We start from the raw sequence: 14,625 nt of genomic DNA, 5'->3' as shown, positions 1-14,625 counted from the left end.
GCTTAAAACGTGGACTGAGCCCAAAGTCTAAAGTGGTTTCAATGCTAAGGGTAAACCGGCGACCACTAAGGTGACATTGTCCGCTAAGGTCGCCACGGCTTGATTTAACCAGCCTGCTTCATCGACAAATTGTCGGCTCAACTCACCTAAGGGCACTATGCCAGAACCGACTTCGTTACTGATCAAAATCACCACTCCCTCAAGCTCGACAAGGGAATCCACAAAAGCGGTTTTCTCGGCCTGCCAACTCGCATAAGCTTTATCGTCAGAGGTTGAATTGCCAAAGGTGGAAACGGCAAAGTCAGTCGCATTCCACTCAGTCGGCGCGGGTTCATCATCGATGTTAACGTTCGATGCAAGTAATTGATTCGTTAGCCAAAGGGTTAAACAGTCTACTAAAATCACTCGCCCAGGTTTTGCTAACCGTTTTAGCAGTGCAGTGAGGGCGAGCGACTCTTCAAACAATTGCCATTCGATACCATCGTCCGATCGTCCCGCTTGATGCTTGGCGATACGTGTCGCCATTTCATCATCTAGCGCCTGCGCCGTCGCCACATAGCATGCATCGAAGCCGAGCGCAGTGTACTGACGCACTAAGGCTTCGCCGTAGCGACTCTTACCGCTACGGGCGCCGCCTAGGACGAGGTGGATCACAGAATGTTACCCACAACGAGCAATACAAAATAACACACGATTTCAGATATTTGCTGCGCCGCGCCTAAGGTATCACCCGTGTAACCGCCAATCTGGCGTCTAAAGATCACTATGATCAAACGGCGCAGTCCTATCATCACCAATAGCAATGATAATGCCGCTAACCCCTTGAGGAATAGCAGCACTAATACGCCGCTGGCGATCAGGATAAGCAGCTCATTAATGCCTTGATGTTGCGATAGCGGCTTAGACTTACTGGTCTCGTCATCGCGGACATACTTTTCGCTAAAAATGATACTGGCTGATACCACACGGCTCACAGTGTGCGCGACGATAAGTGCTGAACCCGCCACGACAGGATCGTACAGGGCCAACTCGACTAACAACTGCCATTTCAGCAGCAGGGCCAACATCAGTGCCAGTGCGCCATAACTGCCAAGGCGCGAGTCTTTCATGATCCGCAGCTTGTCTTCAGCCGTCCAACCCCCGCCAAAACCGTCGAAGGTATCGGCTAGGCCATCCTCGTGGAATCCGCCCGTGAGCAAGACGCCAACCAACATAGCTAAAAGAACAGAAACGCCAGCGGGGAGCCAGTTCTGCGTCAGCCAAAACACTATGGCGCTTAACAAACCGACCAGAAGACCGACGAGACCGAAATAACGGCTGGCCTTATTCAACTTATCGCTATCGACTTCGACCCACTTAGGCATAGGAATGCGGGTAAAATAGCCCATGGCAACTAAAAATAAATCTATCTCTTTGTGCCAGCTTTCGCGTTCTGACATAAAGCATCCTTAGTGAATTCACACTTGCTGCAAGGTTTAAAATTAAAACGGTTGGCTAAAAAGCTATTATTTTAAATAAGTAAAATAAGCGACTTAGCAGAGCACATCATACAACAGCCTCAATCCCCGCATCACTAAAACTCGCCATTTGATTGTAAAAATTTACTGAGGCTTGAATAAGCGGTAATGCCAACGCAGCCCCCGTACCTTCGCCTAATCTCAGCCCTAGGGATAATAAAGGTTTAGCCTGCAAAAATTCTAACATTCGCAGATGACCTTGCTCATCGGATTGATGGGCAAAAATCAAATAATCACGCACATTAGGGGCGATTTGCACCGCGACTAATGCTGCCGCTGTCGCGATAAAACCGTCCACGACCACCAGCATTTTACGTTCAGCGGCAGCTAACATAGCTCCCGTCATCTGCACAATTTCAAAACCTCCTAGGCAAGCTAACACTGACTTAGGCCCAGTTAAGGCGCTTTGATGCAGCAATAACGCAAGCTCAATCAGCATCAATTTACGTTCTAAGGTTTCACTATTAATGCCAGTACCACGGCCGACACAATCAATCACATCCAGCTGCATGATCGCCGCCATAATGGCCGCAGCAGAGGAGGTATTGCCTATGCCCATTTCGCCAAAGGCGACTAAGTTACAACCCGCTTGATGGTGACGTTCAATCAAATCGCGCGCCATAGCAAAGCCTTTATCGACGGTTTCAAGCGCCATCGCGGGCTCTAAATGGATTGCACCCGTTCCAGCACCAAGACGTTGATCAATAATGCCTTCACCCCCTTCAACTGGCGTTAAAATACCGCAATCGATCACTTCGAGCTTAAAGCCCACCTGCCGACAAAAAACGTTAATCGCCGCGCCGCCATGGGCAAAGTTTTGCACCATTTGGTGAGTCACTTCGCTAGGGGCAATCGACACGCCTTCTGCGGCAATGCCATGATCCCCCGCAAACACTAACATGGTTGGATGGACTATTTTGAGCACATCCGTTTGTGGCTGCTCCGTTTGTTGTAAATCAGTCGCTTGCACGCGGGCAATCTGCAAGGCTAAGGATTCGAGCTGACCTAAGGCACCGGGCGGCTTAGTCTTAAGATCAATTTTCTGCAGAATCACCAGATCCTGCGCTTTACTCACAGGGCTTATTTGAAAAGACACGGCTGACTGAGACATCCACACTCCACTTTGTAATCTACATTAAATAACCACAACGCATCCCGCGTCTATGACGAACATGTCCAATTGTGCATTTCCAATCGCGGGTGGGATATCAACAGAAATACTGATTATCCCGTCAGTCTGCACTTACGACATGACTCTACGCTTACGCAAAATCAGCAAAAAGAACATGCTACCTATGGCGGCCGTGATAATGCCCACGGGCAACTCTTGATTCCCCAATAAACAGCGCGCTAATACATCAATCCACACCATAAATAATCCGCCCACCAGCGCCGTTAATAAAATCGGCTGACGACCGGGAAACAGCATGCGTACTGTATGGGGGATCATTAACCCGACAAAACCGATACCGCCGCAAGTAGCCACCAAAATAGCGGTAATCAAGGAGCAGAGCAGCAACATATTGAGCCGCAGCTTAGGCACATTCACCCCTAAGGTATGCGCCGTTTCATCCCCCGCCTGCAACGCCATGATCTGCCGTTTCATGCCTAAAATAATGAATAAACTCGCACCAATCACCAGTGTCGGCAGTACTAACAAGGACCAACTGGCCTTTGCAAAACTGCCTAAACTCCAAAACAGCACAGAGGCTGTCGCCTGCGGACTGGCGAAATACAGCAGCAGACTCGTTAATGCGCCGAACATAAAGGAGGTCGCCACACCAGAGAGCAACATGCGCTCCACTTGACTATTAAGCCCGAGCCCAGACAAGGCAAGCACTATCAACACCGATAAACTCGCGCCAATAAAAGCGCCCAAGGGTAAGCTAAACCAAAGTAATCCAGACAAGGCACCCGAACCGCTAAAAAGCCCAGAATATGCCGCCATGCCCGCATTATCAAAAAATCCAGAGCCAGTGAATAAGGTCAACATCACCACAGCGCCAAAGGACGCGCCTGAGCTAATGCCAAACAAATAGGGATCGGCGAGCGGATTGCGAGTCACGGTTTGCAACACACTGCCCGCCAGTGACAAACCCGCACCCGCCACAAAAGCCAGTAAAATGCGCGGCAACCTGAGCTCCATCACAATGCGCTCAGTCATGCCATTGGCTTGGGTGAGGTTCGTCGCCTTATTGATAAACACTTGAATAACATCCGTAAAACTGATGTTCGCCGCACCAAAACTCGTCGCGGCAATAGGTGTTATCAAAGTGATGATACCTAATACGAGCAGCATCAGTTGTTGTCTCGTCAACGGTGTCACGATACGCCCCAAATATGAGATGAAATATTTTTTACTCCCCTGAGTCATCCACCCTCGCCTCGCTCGTTCAGGCCATGATCTACATGGTGGTAACCATAAAAATAGCTGATTAAGGGCTTTTTATGTTGTGGATGGGGCGATACCTGAGCACACACGCCAAACACATCGCCAATTCGCGCCTCGGTTAATACTTCGATTGGCGTCCCCATAGCGCTGACTTCCCCGTTATGGATCAACAACAAACTGTCGCACAGGGCACTGGCTAAATTAAGATCATGAATAGAGGCAATCACGCTGATGCCAAGACTACGCACCAATTCGAGGATTTGAATTTGATAGCGCACATCGAGGTGGTTCGTTGGCTCATCGAGGATTAAAAGCTGCGGCTGCTGCACTATGGCGCGGGCAATTAAGGCGCGTTGCTTTTCACCGCCGGATAAGTGTTCATATTGTTGGTGCATCTTATGGCTCAAGCCGACTTTCTCTAAAGCCTTAGCAATACGCTCAGTATCACAGCTCGAATTGGTATCGAACATACCCTTGTGGGGCGTTAAGCCCATGCTGACCAATTGCTCTGTGGTGAGGTCAAAATAGTGCGGTGTATCCTGCTGTACTACGGCGACGCGACAGGCAAACGCCTTGGGCGACAAGCGCTCAATATCTTGATCAAAAAGGGTAATTTTGCCCTGAGTCGGGCGAACAAACCGATACAAACAGCGCAGCAAGCTAGACTTGCCCGCACCGTTAGGGCCAATCAGCCCCAGCATCTGCCCCGTTGGCAGCGTAAAGTTAATATTGGAAAGTATGGTTTTGCCATCGATACACCAGCTCAACTGGCTCACATTAAGTGCGACTGATGGGCTCAATGACGGGTTAGTGTCACTGTCATTCACGGGGCTGTTAGTTTGGATTGCAGAAAGTTTCACCTAAGCGGCGCTCCTATCGAGTCCAAACCTGTATAAAAAAAGGTTGTACACATTGTCATCTGCTCCCTCGAGTCACCCGCTCGAGAACTAAGGCTGCACGCAGCGATAACAGAAATAGGCAGGTCTCCTGACTTGTAGAAAAGAAGGAGCTAGGCTCTAGAATCTAGAATCTAGAATCTAGAATCTAGGTGCTTCTTTAAACTACTCACAGTTGCGGGCACAGTTCGGGCTGACTGACGAGCAGCTCCCCGATTCCCTATTATGTTTGGGTTGATATGCTCTTTGTTAACAACGCCACTATTAATTAAAACAGCGGAGCGATTCGAACAAAGAGAGTCTATTCCCAACACCTATTTCTGCGACGTTATCACTCATTGCGCATGTAATACGCTATCTCGTTCAAACGTCAGGGAAAAGCATTATCCTACATCTATCCCATTAGGCAATGCTGTTTAAATCAGAATATTTTCATGTCAGCTTATTCTCGCCAAACGATCACGCCTAAACCATAACTCCTAGGTCGTGAAATAAGGCCTCAACACCTGCGCCCACTCGGCCAATCTAAACGCCAATAGCAGGCACCCTGTTCATCTTGCAGCACATTAATGCTCACCACGGCCGCCACGGGTAAATCGAGTTGACTATAAAACCCCACCGCCCGTTCAACCCCTAAGGCACGCGCCATTAAGTGACGGATCACCCCGCCGTGGGTCACGACCCACACTTGAGTGGCAGGCATATTATCAGCGGTTTCATTAATGGCACTGTTTTCATTACCCATTTTATGTGAGTCAAGGGTCAATCGTTCAAACTCGGCGGCGAGTATCTGGTCAATCGTCCCATTCACCCGCGACTCAAAACTTGCCATAGTTTCACCATTAGGCGGCGGAGTTTGCCAAGGGTCTTGCCAATACGCCGCTAAGCGTTCGCCCTCTTGTTGATACAGTTCATCGAGCCGACAACCGTCCCAATCACCAAAATCAATTTCCTGTAAACCCGACAAACACTGCGCCTGCAATGGCCTTGACTCAGATATCTGTGCCGCCGTCGAATGCAGCTCGGCGGCAAAAGCGTGGGCAAAATCGGCGCAGCGGCGTGAAGTCGAGCTATAAATCGCGCTACACACGCTGGCCTGTGACTCAACTGCAGCCGACATTTGTTGCCAACCCTTTTTGCTTAAAGGCACATCCACACGACCCCGCAAGATAGCGCCGCCTTCACACTCACCGTGGCGTAACAATAACAATCGAACTTGTTTCATATATGCCTTTTTAGTTAGGGACTAGATGCTAGGAACTCAAGCCGAGGGCCTAAATTCTAGATTCTCGATTCTCGCTCCTAATGCCTTTGACTTTCATCTTGCCCTGACAATCATAAGTCGCGTATTATGGACGTCTATACGTTTAAATGTCCAAAACAAATTTTTAAGAACAAGTATTCAAAAAATGTCGGCAGACGACAATAAAATGCACTTAGCATAACAATGGCCGATTTTTGGACTTAACTTAGCTGTATTTAAGGTAATTATTTATGACGATACCCTCAACCAAAGCCAGCCAAATATTAGCAGACATTCGCAAACAGCTTGCAGAGCGCATTCTGATCTTAGACGGTGCCATGGGCACTATGATCCAAGGCTACAAGCTGGAAGAAGAGGACTATCGCGGCGAACGCTTTAAAGATTGGCACACTGACGTCAAAGGTAACAACGACCTCTTGGTCTTGTCACAGCCTCACATCATCAAACAAATTCACACCGACTACTTAAATGCCGGTGCAGACATCATTGAAACCAACACCTTTAACGCCACCACTATCGCCATGGCCGACTACGACATGCAGTCGCTGTCCGCCGAAATTAACTTAGTCGGCGCGCGACTCGCCCGTGAAGCCTGTGATGAAGCCTTTGCTGCCACAGGCATTCCACGCTACGTCGCCGGTGTGTTAGGCCCCACTAACCGTACGTGTTCGATTAGCCCTGATGTGAACGACCCAGGCTATCGCAACGTCAGCTTCGATGAGTTAGTGACTGCTTACAAAGAATCCACTAAGGCACTGATTGAGGGCGGCGCGGATATCATTATGGTCGAGACCATATTCGATACCTTAAACGCCAAAGCCGCGCTGTTTGCGATTGAATCGGTATTTGATGACTTATTTGGTCAGCATTCTAAAGACAGATTGCCGATCATGATTTCGGGCACCATTACCGATGCCTCTGGCCGCACACTGACAGGCCAAACGACCGAAGCCTTTTACAATTCCCTTCGCCATATCAAGCCCTTATCTATCGGTCTTAACTGTGCACTTGGGCCAAAAGAATTACGCCCCTATGTGGAAGAATTATCCCGCATCAGTGAGTGTTATGTGTCGGCGCATCCGAATGCAGGCCTGCCGAACGAGTTTGGCGGTTACGATGAAACCCCAGAAGACATGGCGAATGTGATCGAAGATTGGGCGCGCGAAGGCATGCTCAATATTATCGGCGGTTGTTGTGGTAGTACGCCTGAACATATCCGCGTGATCCGCGAAGCGGTGAGCCGTCATGACCCGCGTATTTTGCCGGACATTCCAGTCGCTTGCCGCTTGGCAGGTTTGGAACCACTGACTATCGACGCCCAATCCCTGTTCGTTAACGTGGGTGAGCGCACCAACGTCACAGGCTCGGCTAAGTTTTTAAAGTTGATCAAAGAAGGCAAGTTTGAGCAAGCGCTCGATGTCGCCCGCGAGCAGGTCGAAAGCGGCGCGCAAATCATCGACATCAACATGGACGAAGGCATGCTCGATGGCGCCGAGATCATGCACAAGTTTTTGAACTTGATTGCCTCTGAGCCCGACATCAGCCGCGTACCTATTATGATCGACTCCTCTAAGTGGGAAGTGATCGAAGCTGGCCTCAAATGTATTCAAGGCAAGGGCATAGTTAACTCTATTTCCCTCAAAGAAGGCGAAGCCAAGTTTATTGAGCAAGCCACCTTAGTGAAACGCTACGGCGCGGCGGCCATTATCATGGCATTCGACGAGCAAGGTCAGGCCGACACTAAGGCGCGTAAAATCGAAATTTGTACCCGCGCCTATCGCGTACTGGTCGATAAGGTCGGCTTTCCGCCCGAAGACATCATCTTCGACCCAAATATCTTCGCCATCGCCACGGGTATTGATGAACACGACAACTATGCCGTCGATTTTATTGATGCCATAAAAGCGATTAAAGCGACCCTGCCCCATGCAATGATTTCGGGCGGCGTGTCGAACGTGTCGTTCTCGTTCCGCGGTAACAACCCAGTGCGCGAGGCGATCCACGCCGTATTCCTCTACCACGCCATCAAAGTCGGCATGGACATGGGCATTGTCAACGCGGGTCAGTTAGCCATTTACGACGATATCGATCCTGAGCTTAAAGTGCGGGTCGAAAACGTGGTGCTTAACTTGCCCTGCCCAGTTGAAGGCTCAAGTAATACCGAGCAGTTACTTGAAATCGCAGAGAAATTCCGCGGTGATGGCGCGCAGGTGGGCAAGAAAGAAGATTTAGAATGGCGCAGCTGGCCGGTGAGCCAACGCTTATCTCATGCGCTAGTGAAAGGCATTACCGAATTTATCGATGAAGATACCGAAGCCGCTCGCCAAGAAGCGAAACGTCCGCTGGATGTGATTGAAGGCGCCTTGATGGACGGCATGAACGTGGTCGGCGACTTGTTCGGCTCGGGCAAGATGTTCCTGCCGCAGGTGGTGAAATCGGCGCGGGTGATGAAAAAAGCCGTGGCCTACTTAAACCCTTATATCGAGCTAGAAAAGGTCGAAGGCCAATCTAACGGCAAGATCTTGATGGTGACGGTAAAAGGCGACGTGCACGATATTGGCAAGAATATCGTCGGCGTGGTGCTTGCCTGTAACGGTTTTGAGGTATTCGATTTAGGTGTGATGGTGTCGGTGGAGCGAATTCTCGACGCAGTGAAAGAACACAATATCGATATCATCGGCATGTCAGGCCTCATCACTCCGAGTCTGGACGAAATGGTGCATAACGTGAAAACCTTCCATCGTGAAGGCTTAACCATTCCGGCGATTATCGGCGGCGCGACTTGCTCGAAAATCCACACAGCGGTAAAAATTGCGCCCCATTATCCCCATGGCGCCATTTATATCGCCGATGCCTCCCGCGCCGTGCCTATGGTGAGTAAGCTCATCAACAACGAAACACGCCAAGCGACCATAGACGAAACCTATGCTGAATACGACGACATGCGCACTAAGCGTCTATCCCAAGCCAAGCGCAAAGAGATAGTGTCACTCGAAGCGGCCCGTGAAAACCGCTGCCAACACGATTGGGCCAACTACACCCCGTTCACGCCAAACGTGCTCGGTCGCCAAGTGTTTGATAATTATCCGTTAGAAGATTTAGTCGAGCGTATCGACTGGACACCGTTTTTCCGCTCGTGGGAATTGCACGGCCATTACCCTGAAATCCTCACAGATAAAGTCGTCGGCGTCGAGGCGCAAAAGCTGTTCGCCGATGGTCAGGCCATGCTCAAACAAATCATCGAAGAAAAGTGGCTCACGGCGAAAGCGGTTATCGGCTTATTCCCAGCCAATACCGTGAATTACGACGATATCGAGCTCTATACCGATGAGTCGCGCACCACAGTCGAAATGACCACACATCACCTGCGGATGCAGCTTGAACGTGTCGGTAACGACAACTTCTGCCTATCCGACTTTGTTGCGCCAAAAGACTCTGGCGTCGCCGATTACATGGGCGGCTTTGCGGTGACCACTGGCCATGGCATAGACGAACATGTGGCACGTTTTGAAGCCAACCACGACGACTACAACGCCATCATGCTCAAATGCTTAGCCGACCGTTTAGCCGAAGCCTTTGCCGAGCGGATGCACGAACGGGTACGTAAAGAGTTTTGGGGTTATGCGGCCGACGAGCAGTTAAGTAACGAAGCCTTAATCCGCGAGAAATACAAAGGCATACGCCCCGCACCGGGTTACCCAGCTTGCCCAGACCACACAGAAAAAGGCTTGTTATGGGACTTGCTCAAGCCCGATGAAACCATCAACTTGAACATCACCGAAAGCTACGCCATGTTCCCCACAGCGGCAGTATCGGGCTGGTATTTCGCCCACCCGAAATCCCGCTACTTTGGCGTGAGTAACATAGGCCGCGATCAAGTGGAAGATTATGCGAAGCGTAAAGGGATGACTATCGCAGAGACTGAGAAGTGGCTGGCGCCAGTGTTGGATTATGATCCCGAGTAATCATGTTTACTCAGTAAGTTGCCCGAACTGAATTTAAGCAACTTTATAAATGGGCAAAGTTAAGGGGCGAGTTATCGCCCCTAATTTTTTACTTTAGAAAGTTAAAATCAAGGTCGTGGGGCTTCACCCCACACCCGACCAAGGAGGACTGCTCGTCCTATCCTCCTTGGATTCTCCAAGACGCCCCTAGCGAAGTTACATGCATTAGTTACCTGTCTCATACTCCAATAAAAATCGCCTAACGGCTCAGATGGCACATCCATGTGCCCCCGAGCCTGCGCCATCATCCATGATGTCGCCACGGCATTTTTATCTGCGTATTTCGACAACTTCGCAGGGGATCGGTGAACTTCTGTAAGATTAGAGTTAACTTTTCGCATTGAAAGAGTTATGCCAACTCCACACGCCTTATTGTCCTCAACTTACTAATTTATATAGTAGACTCGAGCTTATTATTGATACTTTTATAAACTAAATATAAGTGTATCAACTCAACCAAAGCGAAATTAACTATTACGACGGTGAAATATTGAAGATGACCCATAGCCCATAAGTTAAATAAAAATAAAACTTCTATAAGTCGAAATTTAGACCATTTAAAGTAATTTGACGGATAATCTTTACCTATAAGCATAGGTAACAGTTTCAAATTAAAAGTGACTGCAATAGCAATCTGCACACAGAGCATGCTAAGTAAAGAAAACAATAATTTAAAGCTAAAAATATTCATCTGCATAAAAATCGATTCAGACTTAAATTCAACCATAAAATCAACTGCAAGACCGATAACTACTGTCAAAGCAAGCACTATGCTCATACCCAAAAAACTAATTTTTTTCATAAAACTCTTAAATCATCCCTAAAATAAATCAATAAACACAGTCAGCAAAACATCTCGAAAATAAAATTAACCCAATAAATTCAACCTATTACACTTTTTCACAAGTATATTAAAAACAAAAAACAAGGTCAGAAACATGAGTGTTTTTACAAAGATATCGATAAAACGTAATGGACTCATCCCGCCAGCTAATAACACATCGAAAACAGGCAGTGATGGCAGCACAACAAATGTAAAAAATGAAGTACCTAACACAGAGTAAATAAAATACCTTGGATACCCAACTCGATTAATAATCAAAGCACATGCTAAAGAAAATATGATCATCAGTGGAAGATGTATCCAAAAGCAAAATACAACCATCCCCAAGTTTTCACTTAACGCTTTTACATTGAAAGATAACAGTAAATCCCACCACCATTTGTTATCGACAGACAACCAACTTCCATGCATATATATCGACACAGCTATGCCGAAGATAATCACTAAAAACTTCAATTTACCTCCAATGGAATGCACTCTATTCAGAGTTACACTGGCCTCAATTTCAAATTAAAAATCTACATCAAGGTCGTGGGGCTTCACCCCCTGATTTTTTTATCAAGAGTCGACCAAGGAGGACTGCTCGTCCTATCCTCCTTGCTATTGTTTTCACCAGCAGCCAAGACGCCCCTAGCGAAGTTACATGCATTAGTGACTGGCTTCGTGCTTATTCGAAAATAGCTAACGCTTCCGATGGTTCCGCTTTACATCCCTGTAAAGCCCTCCTGTTCTGCAATCCCTGCCTCTCGCTCATAAGCACGAAAATCATCGATTTTCATTCGCCCCTTCTCCGAAAGCTACGCAGACGTCCTGTCTGCGTCACGCTATTTTCTTCAACGCCCTTCAGCAACTTCGCAGGGGATCGGTGAACTTCTGTAAGATTAGAGTTAACTTTTCGCATTCAAGGGCTTTGTCTGTCCTATCTCTTTTTATCTGAGAAAATGAATTCTAAAACTAAGATAATATAACCCCAAAAATGCAGCCGTCATCATTTGCCAAAACAAAAAAAGCACAAAAGTAATATACGAAGAAGCAAGAATAAAATAATACTCAACAGAAACACTTGTAACTGAAGAAAATAAATTAATTAAAAGTAAAATCACTGATTCAAAAGTCACAAAAGAAAATAGAGTACAAAGAAAAACACGCCTTGATATTTGAATCTGTTTATTATGGTAAACACCATTACTATCTACATAATTAACCTTTATCGTTGGTTCAACTTTTGGGTTATCTAATGGAAGGTCAATTTCTTTACGAGGAAAAGTTGCAATTGCAGCTAATGCTGCAATAAAGAACCCCGGAAGTAACGCTGTAAATGACAACAATTTATTAATAAAACCAGAATCCCCAATCACAAAGGCTAAATTCCAATCAGCAAAAAAATACAAGTATGCACAGCTCAACCCAGTAAGAATGAGAGGGAAAAACCAATCGAAAAGTGCTTTCGACTTTAGCCCCTTCACCCTTAAATAATTGATAGGACTTAATATTTGTGAAATCAGCATTGAGTAACCCTTACCGCGATTATGGAGCCAATTTAAGCATTTTCGTTATTATATCACTAGAAATTGTTTCATACGCATCTTTCAAAGTATCGACAAAACCATCAATCAGTACTTTTTTGGTGACAACACTTTCTAATCCATTTGTAGATATATCTGATATATTAAACGCCGCAGAAGCATTTATACCATCTGACTTAAAAGACACTTTAACGGTATCGAAATCATTCCTATAATGTTCTTTAACTCCTTTAAAAAAACTTCCAGTTGTAGACGTAAATGCTGTACTAAGTTTAACTTCTCTTTGAGTCTCAATAATTTCAACATTAGAATCAACTCCACAAAAAACTTTCTCCTCCCTGCTTATCAATGTTATCGAAGAAAATTTTCCGGTTTTAATTGCTACCATTAAATTTTCATCTGGCATACTTTCCAAATTAATCACAGGCTTATATCTAATTTCTTTTATATTCTCAGTTTCAGAATCAATCAAACCAAATTCATGCTGAACAGTAAATAACCCTTCATTATTTTTAGCCACATTAAATATAATTTTATTTATAAATAGCTCTATATAATAACTTGACAGTAGCGGGGATTTTTCCACTAAAACCGTATATCTAAAGTCACTATTATGCTTCCGAGATATCAATATATGGGATGAATATTCAAAACCTTGATCTTGATCTTTTTCTAAAGAAAACTCTCTTCTTGCCTTGCTTTTATTATCTCTAATAACTTTAGTTGAACCTGCCGTATCAGATAAGTTAATCATAAGGATAATATAATTACCACATGATGAAATAGATACGTCTTGAAGATTTAAAATCGCTTTATGCTTATTGATTGTATAAGAGTGCTCAAAACCCTTACTATTAATTATATAACCTTCTAAATCACTTAATTTTTTTGTAGGTAAAATAGTATCAGAACTCCCTTGAGTTCTTGCGACACTTTTTAATGACATACTATGAAACCATACAACTCGCTCAAATCCACTTCTACTATTCGACATAAAAACTCACTTCAAATAAAACAGGAAAACTAAAAAATAAAATTTCTGTATCTAAAAAGTTGTTCTCATTAACAGGATATCTAACTTCCACTCCCATCTTTCAATAAAAATAATACAGATAACTTAGTTACAGAAAAAATCAAACAAAACCTGCCCACTCAACCTCAAGAGAAGCTATTTCATTATATATAAAAGAAATAGTCTTATCGTAATTCCCATCAAACATAAACTCGTTCCCAGTTGTTAAATCAAGAACGCTATACTGGTAGTTGGGGTCATTAATTGCTTCCTGCATAAGAACACAAATTATATTTGCCCTTTCTCGAGTCATTTTTTCAGCTTCGTTGAAATGTAATTTAACAAGTCGCGGCTGCCCATTTAAAACAACATTAAGCTCAGGGTTACAAGTAATCTCCGTGTTAGAGTAAGAGTACGATGCTTTAATTGGAGTATCTGCTGTAATATTTTTTCCTGACTGCCAATCTTTAAAAACACTAGAAATCCGCTCAAACTTTGCTTTTTTTGTTGGATTTGATTGTTTTCTTGAAACATCATATAAATATGAAATATGCCTCTTTTGAGTAAAAAGAGACTTAATTGCTGTTCGTAGGTTTAGATAATAATCCTTATAAAAAGCATAAGGTTCACGATTAACAACCTTACGAATTTTGGTTTTTTTAGGATTCCCCGTTGTTACGGCGATCATTGAAAACTCTGCAACTCCTAGCTCAGCCATATCATTTCCTTGATAATAATTAAGTGAAAAAACTGTTTATCTACCGAACATGCATATTTCATATCAAACAATCTGCGACTCAAATGCAAAGAATTCACCAATACCCTGCGAAGTTGCCGACGGGCGTTGAAGAAAATCACGTGAGCGAGGCATGGATGCCGAGCTAGCTTTCGGGGTACAGGATGTACCATCGGAAGCGTTAGTGATTTTCGAATAAGCGCTAGGCCAGTAACTAATGCATGTAACTTCGTTAGGGGCGTCTTGGAGAATCCAAGGAGGATAGGACGAGCAGTCCTCCTTGGTCGGGTGTGGGTTGAAGACCCACGACCTTGATTCTCCTCGGCCGCTAGGCCGCAAAATTAATAGTTAACTAATTTGTGAACCGACAAAGCTTCCCCATTGCTACCGCACTTCGCCAACACCTGCCAGCCAAGCCATTAATCAAAACAAGG

The 14,625-nt window shown here is 45.6% G+C and carries 12 protein-coding genes and 1 riboswitch; of the genes, 1 reads left to right on the top strand and 11 read right to left on the bottom strand.

Going from position 1 to position 14,625, the window contains the following annotated elements; all coding sequences use genetic code 11:
* Positions 1 to 27: 27 nt before the first annotated feature.
* The 6 genes from cobU to HUB64_RS08450 all read right to left on the bottom strand — a co-directional run bounded on the left by cobU (position 28) and on the right by HUB64_RS08450 (position 6,030).
* The gene (cobU, locus tag HUB64_RS08475; protein ID WP_173496806.1) at positions 28 to 654 is read right to left on the bottom strand and encodes a bifunctional adenosylcobinamide kinase/adenosylcobinamide-phosphate guanylyltransferase; all 627 of its coding nucleotides are present in this window, start codon (positions 652 to 654) and stop codon (positions 28 to 30) included.
* The gene (locus HUB64_RS08470) at positions 651 to 1,439 is read right to left on the bottom strand and encodes an adenosylcobinamide-GDP ribazoletransferase (RefSeq protein ID WP_028759425.1); all 789 of its coding nucleotides are present in this window, start codon (positions 1,437 to 1,439) and stop codon (positions 651 to 653) included. Before HUB64_RS08470 ends, cobU begins: the two co-directional genes overlap by 4 nt.
* A 106-nt stretch (positions 1,440 to 1,545) precedes the next feature.
* Positions 1,546 to 2,628 carry a nicotinate-nucleotide--dimethylbenzimidazole phosphoribosyltransferase gene (gene cobT, locus HUB64_RS08465; RefSeq protein ID WP_173496805.1) on the bottom strand — a complete coding sequence of 361 codons (1,083 nt, stop codon included), beginning with the start codon at positions 2,626 to 2,628 and terminating at the stop codon, positions 1,546 to 1,548.
* Between the two features lie 132 nt (positions 2,629 to 2,760).
* Entirely contained in the window at positions 2,761 to 3,891 is a 1,131-nt protein-coding gene (locus HUB64_RS08460; RefSeq protein ID WP_173496804.1) for an iron ABC transporter permease, read from the bottom strand.
* On the bottom strand, positions 3,888 to 4,769 hold the full coding sequence (locus HUB64_RS08455) for an ABC transporter ATP-binding protein (RefSeq protein WP_173496803.1): 882 nt from the start codon (positions 4,767 to 4,769) through the stop codon (positions 3,888 to 3,890). The genes HUB64_RS08460 and HUB64_RS08455 overlap by 4 nt, the downstream gene beginning before the upstream one ends.
* 99 nt (positions 4,770 to 4,868) lie before the next feature.
* A riboswitch (cobalamin riboswitch) is annotated at positions 4,869 to 5,083 on the bottom strand.
* Positions 5,084 to 5,304: 221 nt separating this feature from the next.
* On the bottom strand, positions 5,305 to 6,030 hold the full coding sequence (locus HUB64_RS08450; protein ID WP_173496802.1) for a histidine phosphatase family protein: 726 nt from the start codon (positions 6,028 to 6,030) through the stop codon (positions 5,305 to 5,307).
* Between the two features lie 269 nt (positions 6,031 to 6,299).
* Here HUB64_RS08450 and metH point away from each other — a divergent pair, with 269 nt between their 5' ends.
* Positions 6,300 to 10,034 (top strand): methionine synthase, encoded by a 3,735-nt coding sequence (gene metH / locus HUB64_RS08445; RefSeq protein ID WP_173496801.1) that lies wholly within the window; start codon positions 6,300 to 6,302, stop codon positions 10,032 to 10,034.
* Between the two features lie 430 nt (positions 10,035 to 10,464).
* Here metH and HUB64_RS08440 read toward each other — a convergent pair whose 3' ends face one another.
* From HUB64_RS08440 to HUB64_RS08420, 5 genes are all read right to left on the bottom strand, one after another.
* Positions 10,465 to 10,875, bottom strand: coding sequence for a hypothetical protein (locus HUB64_RS08440; RefSeq protein WP_173496800.1), 411 nt, complete (start codon positions 10,873 to 10,875; stop codon positions 10,465 to 10,467).
* Between the two features lie 66 nt (positions 10,876 to 10,941).
* Positions 10,942 to 11,373 carry a hypothetical protein gene (locus HUB64_RS08435; RefSeq protein WP_173496799.1) on the bottom strand — a complete coding sequence of 144 codons (432 nt, stop codon included), beginning with the start codon at positions 11,371 to 11,373 and terminating at the stop codon, positions 10,942 to 10,944.
* A 473-nt stretch (positions 11,374 to 11,846) separates the two neighbouring features.
* A complete protein-coding gene (locus tag HUB64_RS08430) occupies positions 11,847 to 12,425 on the bottom strand; it encodes a hypothetical protein (protein ID WP_173496798.1) in 579 nt (192 codons plus the stop codon).
* A 19-nt stretch (positions 12,426 to 12,444) separates the two neighbouring features.
* Positions 12,445 to 13,437, bottom strand: coding sequence for a hypothetical protein (locus HUB64_RS08425; RefSeq protein ID WP_173496797.1), 993 nt, complete (start codon positions 13,435 to 13,437; stop codon positions 12,445 to 12,447).
* A 139-nt stretch (positions 13,438 to 13,576) separates the two neighbouring features.
* Positions 13,577 to 14,173 (bottom strand): hypothetical protein, encoded by a 597-nt coding sequence (locus tag HUB64_RS08420; RefSeq protein ID WP_173496796.1) that lies wholly within the window; start codon positions 14,171 to 14,173, stop codon positions 13,577 to 13,579.
* Positions 14,174 to 14,625: the final 452 nt, after the last annotated feature.

This window comes from Shewanella sp. ISTPL2, assembly GCF_013283205.1.
Classification (GTDB): Bacteria; Pseudomonadota; Gammaproteobacteria; order Enterobacterales; family Shewanellaceae; genus Shewanella; species Shewanella oncorhynchi.
This window is presented reverse-complemented; position numbering and strand designations above follow the sequence as displayed.

Excerpts from the sequence above, each read along its gene's own strand:
- HUB64_RS08470 (WP_028759425.1), bottom strand. The coding sequence starts at position 1,439 with ATGTCAGAACGCGAAAGCTGGCACAAAGAGATAGATTTATTTTTAGTT.
- cobT (WP_173496805.1), bottom strand. The coding sequence starts at position 2,628 with ATGTCTCAGTCAGCCGTGTCTTTTCAAATAAGCCCTGTGAGTAAAGCG.
- HUB64_RS08460 (WP_173496804.1), bottom strand. The coding sequence starts at position 3,891 with ATGACTCAGGGGAGTAAAAAATATTTCATCTCATATTTGGGGCGTATC.
- HUB64_RS08450 (WP_173496802.1), bottom strand. The coding sequence starts at position 6,030 with ATGAAACAAGTTCGATTGTTATTGTTACGCCACGGTGAGTGTGAAGGC.
- metH (WP_173496801.1), top strand. The coding sequence starts at position 6,300 with ATGACGATACCCTCAACCAAAGCCAGCCAAATATTAGCAGACATTCGC.
- HUB64_RS08440 (WP_173496800.1), bottom strand. The coding sequence starts at position 10,875 with ATGAAAAAAATTAGTTTTTTGGGTATGAGCATAGTGCTTGCTTTGACA.
- HUB64_RS08430 (WP_173496798.1), bottom strand. The coding sequence starts at position 12,425 with ATGCTGATTTCACAAATATTAAGTCCTATCAATTATTTAAGGGTGAAG.
- HUB64_RS08425 (WP_173496797.1), bottom strand. The coding sequence starts at position 13,437 with ATGTCGAATAGTAGAAGTGGATTTGAGCGAGTTGTATGGTTTCATAGT.
- HUB64_RS08420 (WP_173496796.1), bottom strand. The coding sequence starts at position 14,173 with ATGGCTGAGCTAGGAGTTGCAGAGTTTTCAATGATCGCCGTAACAACG.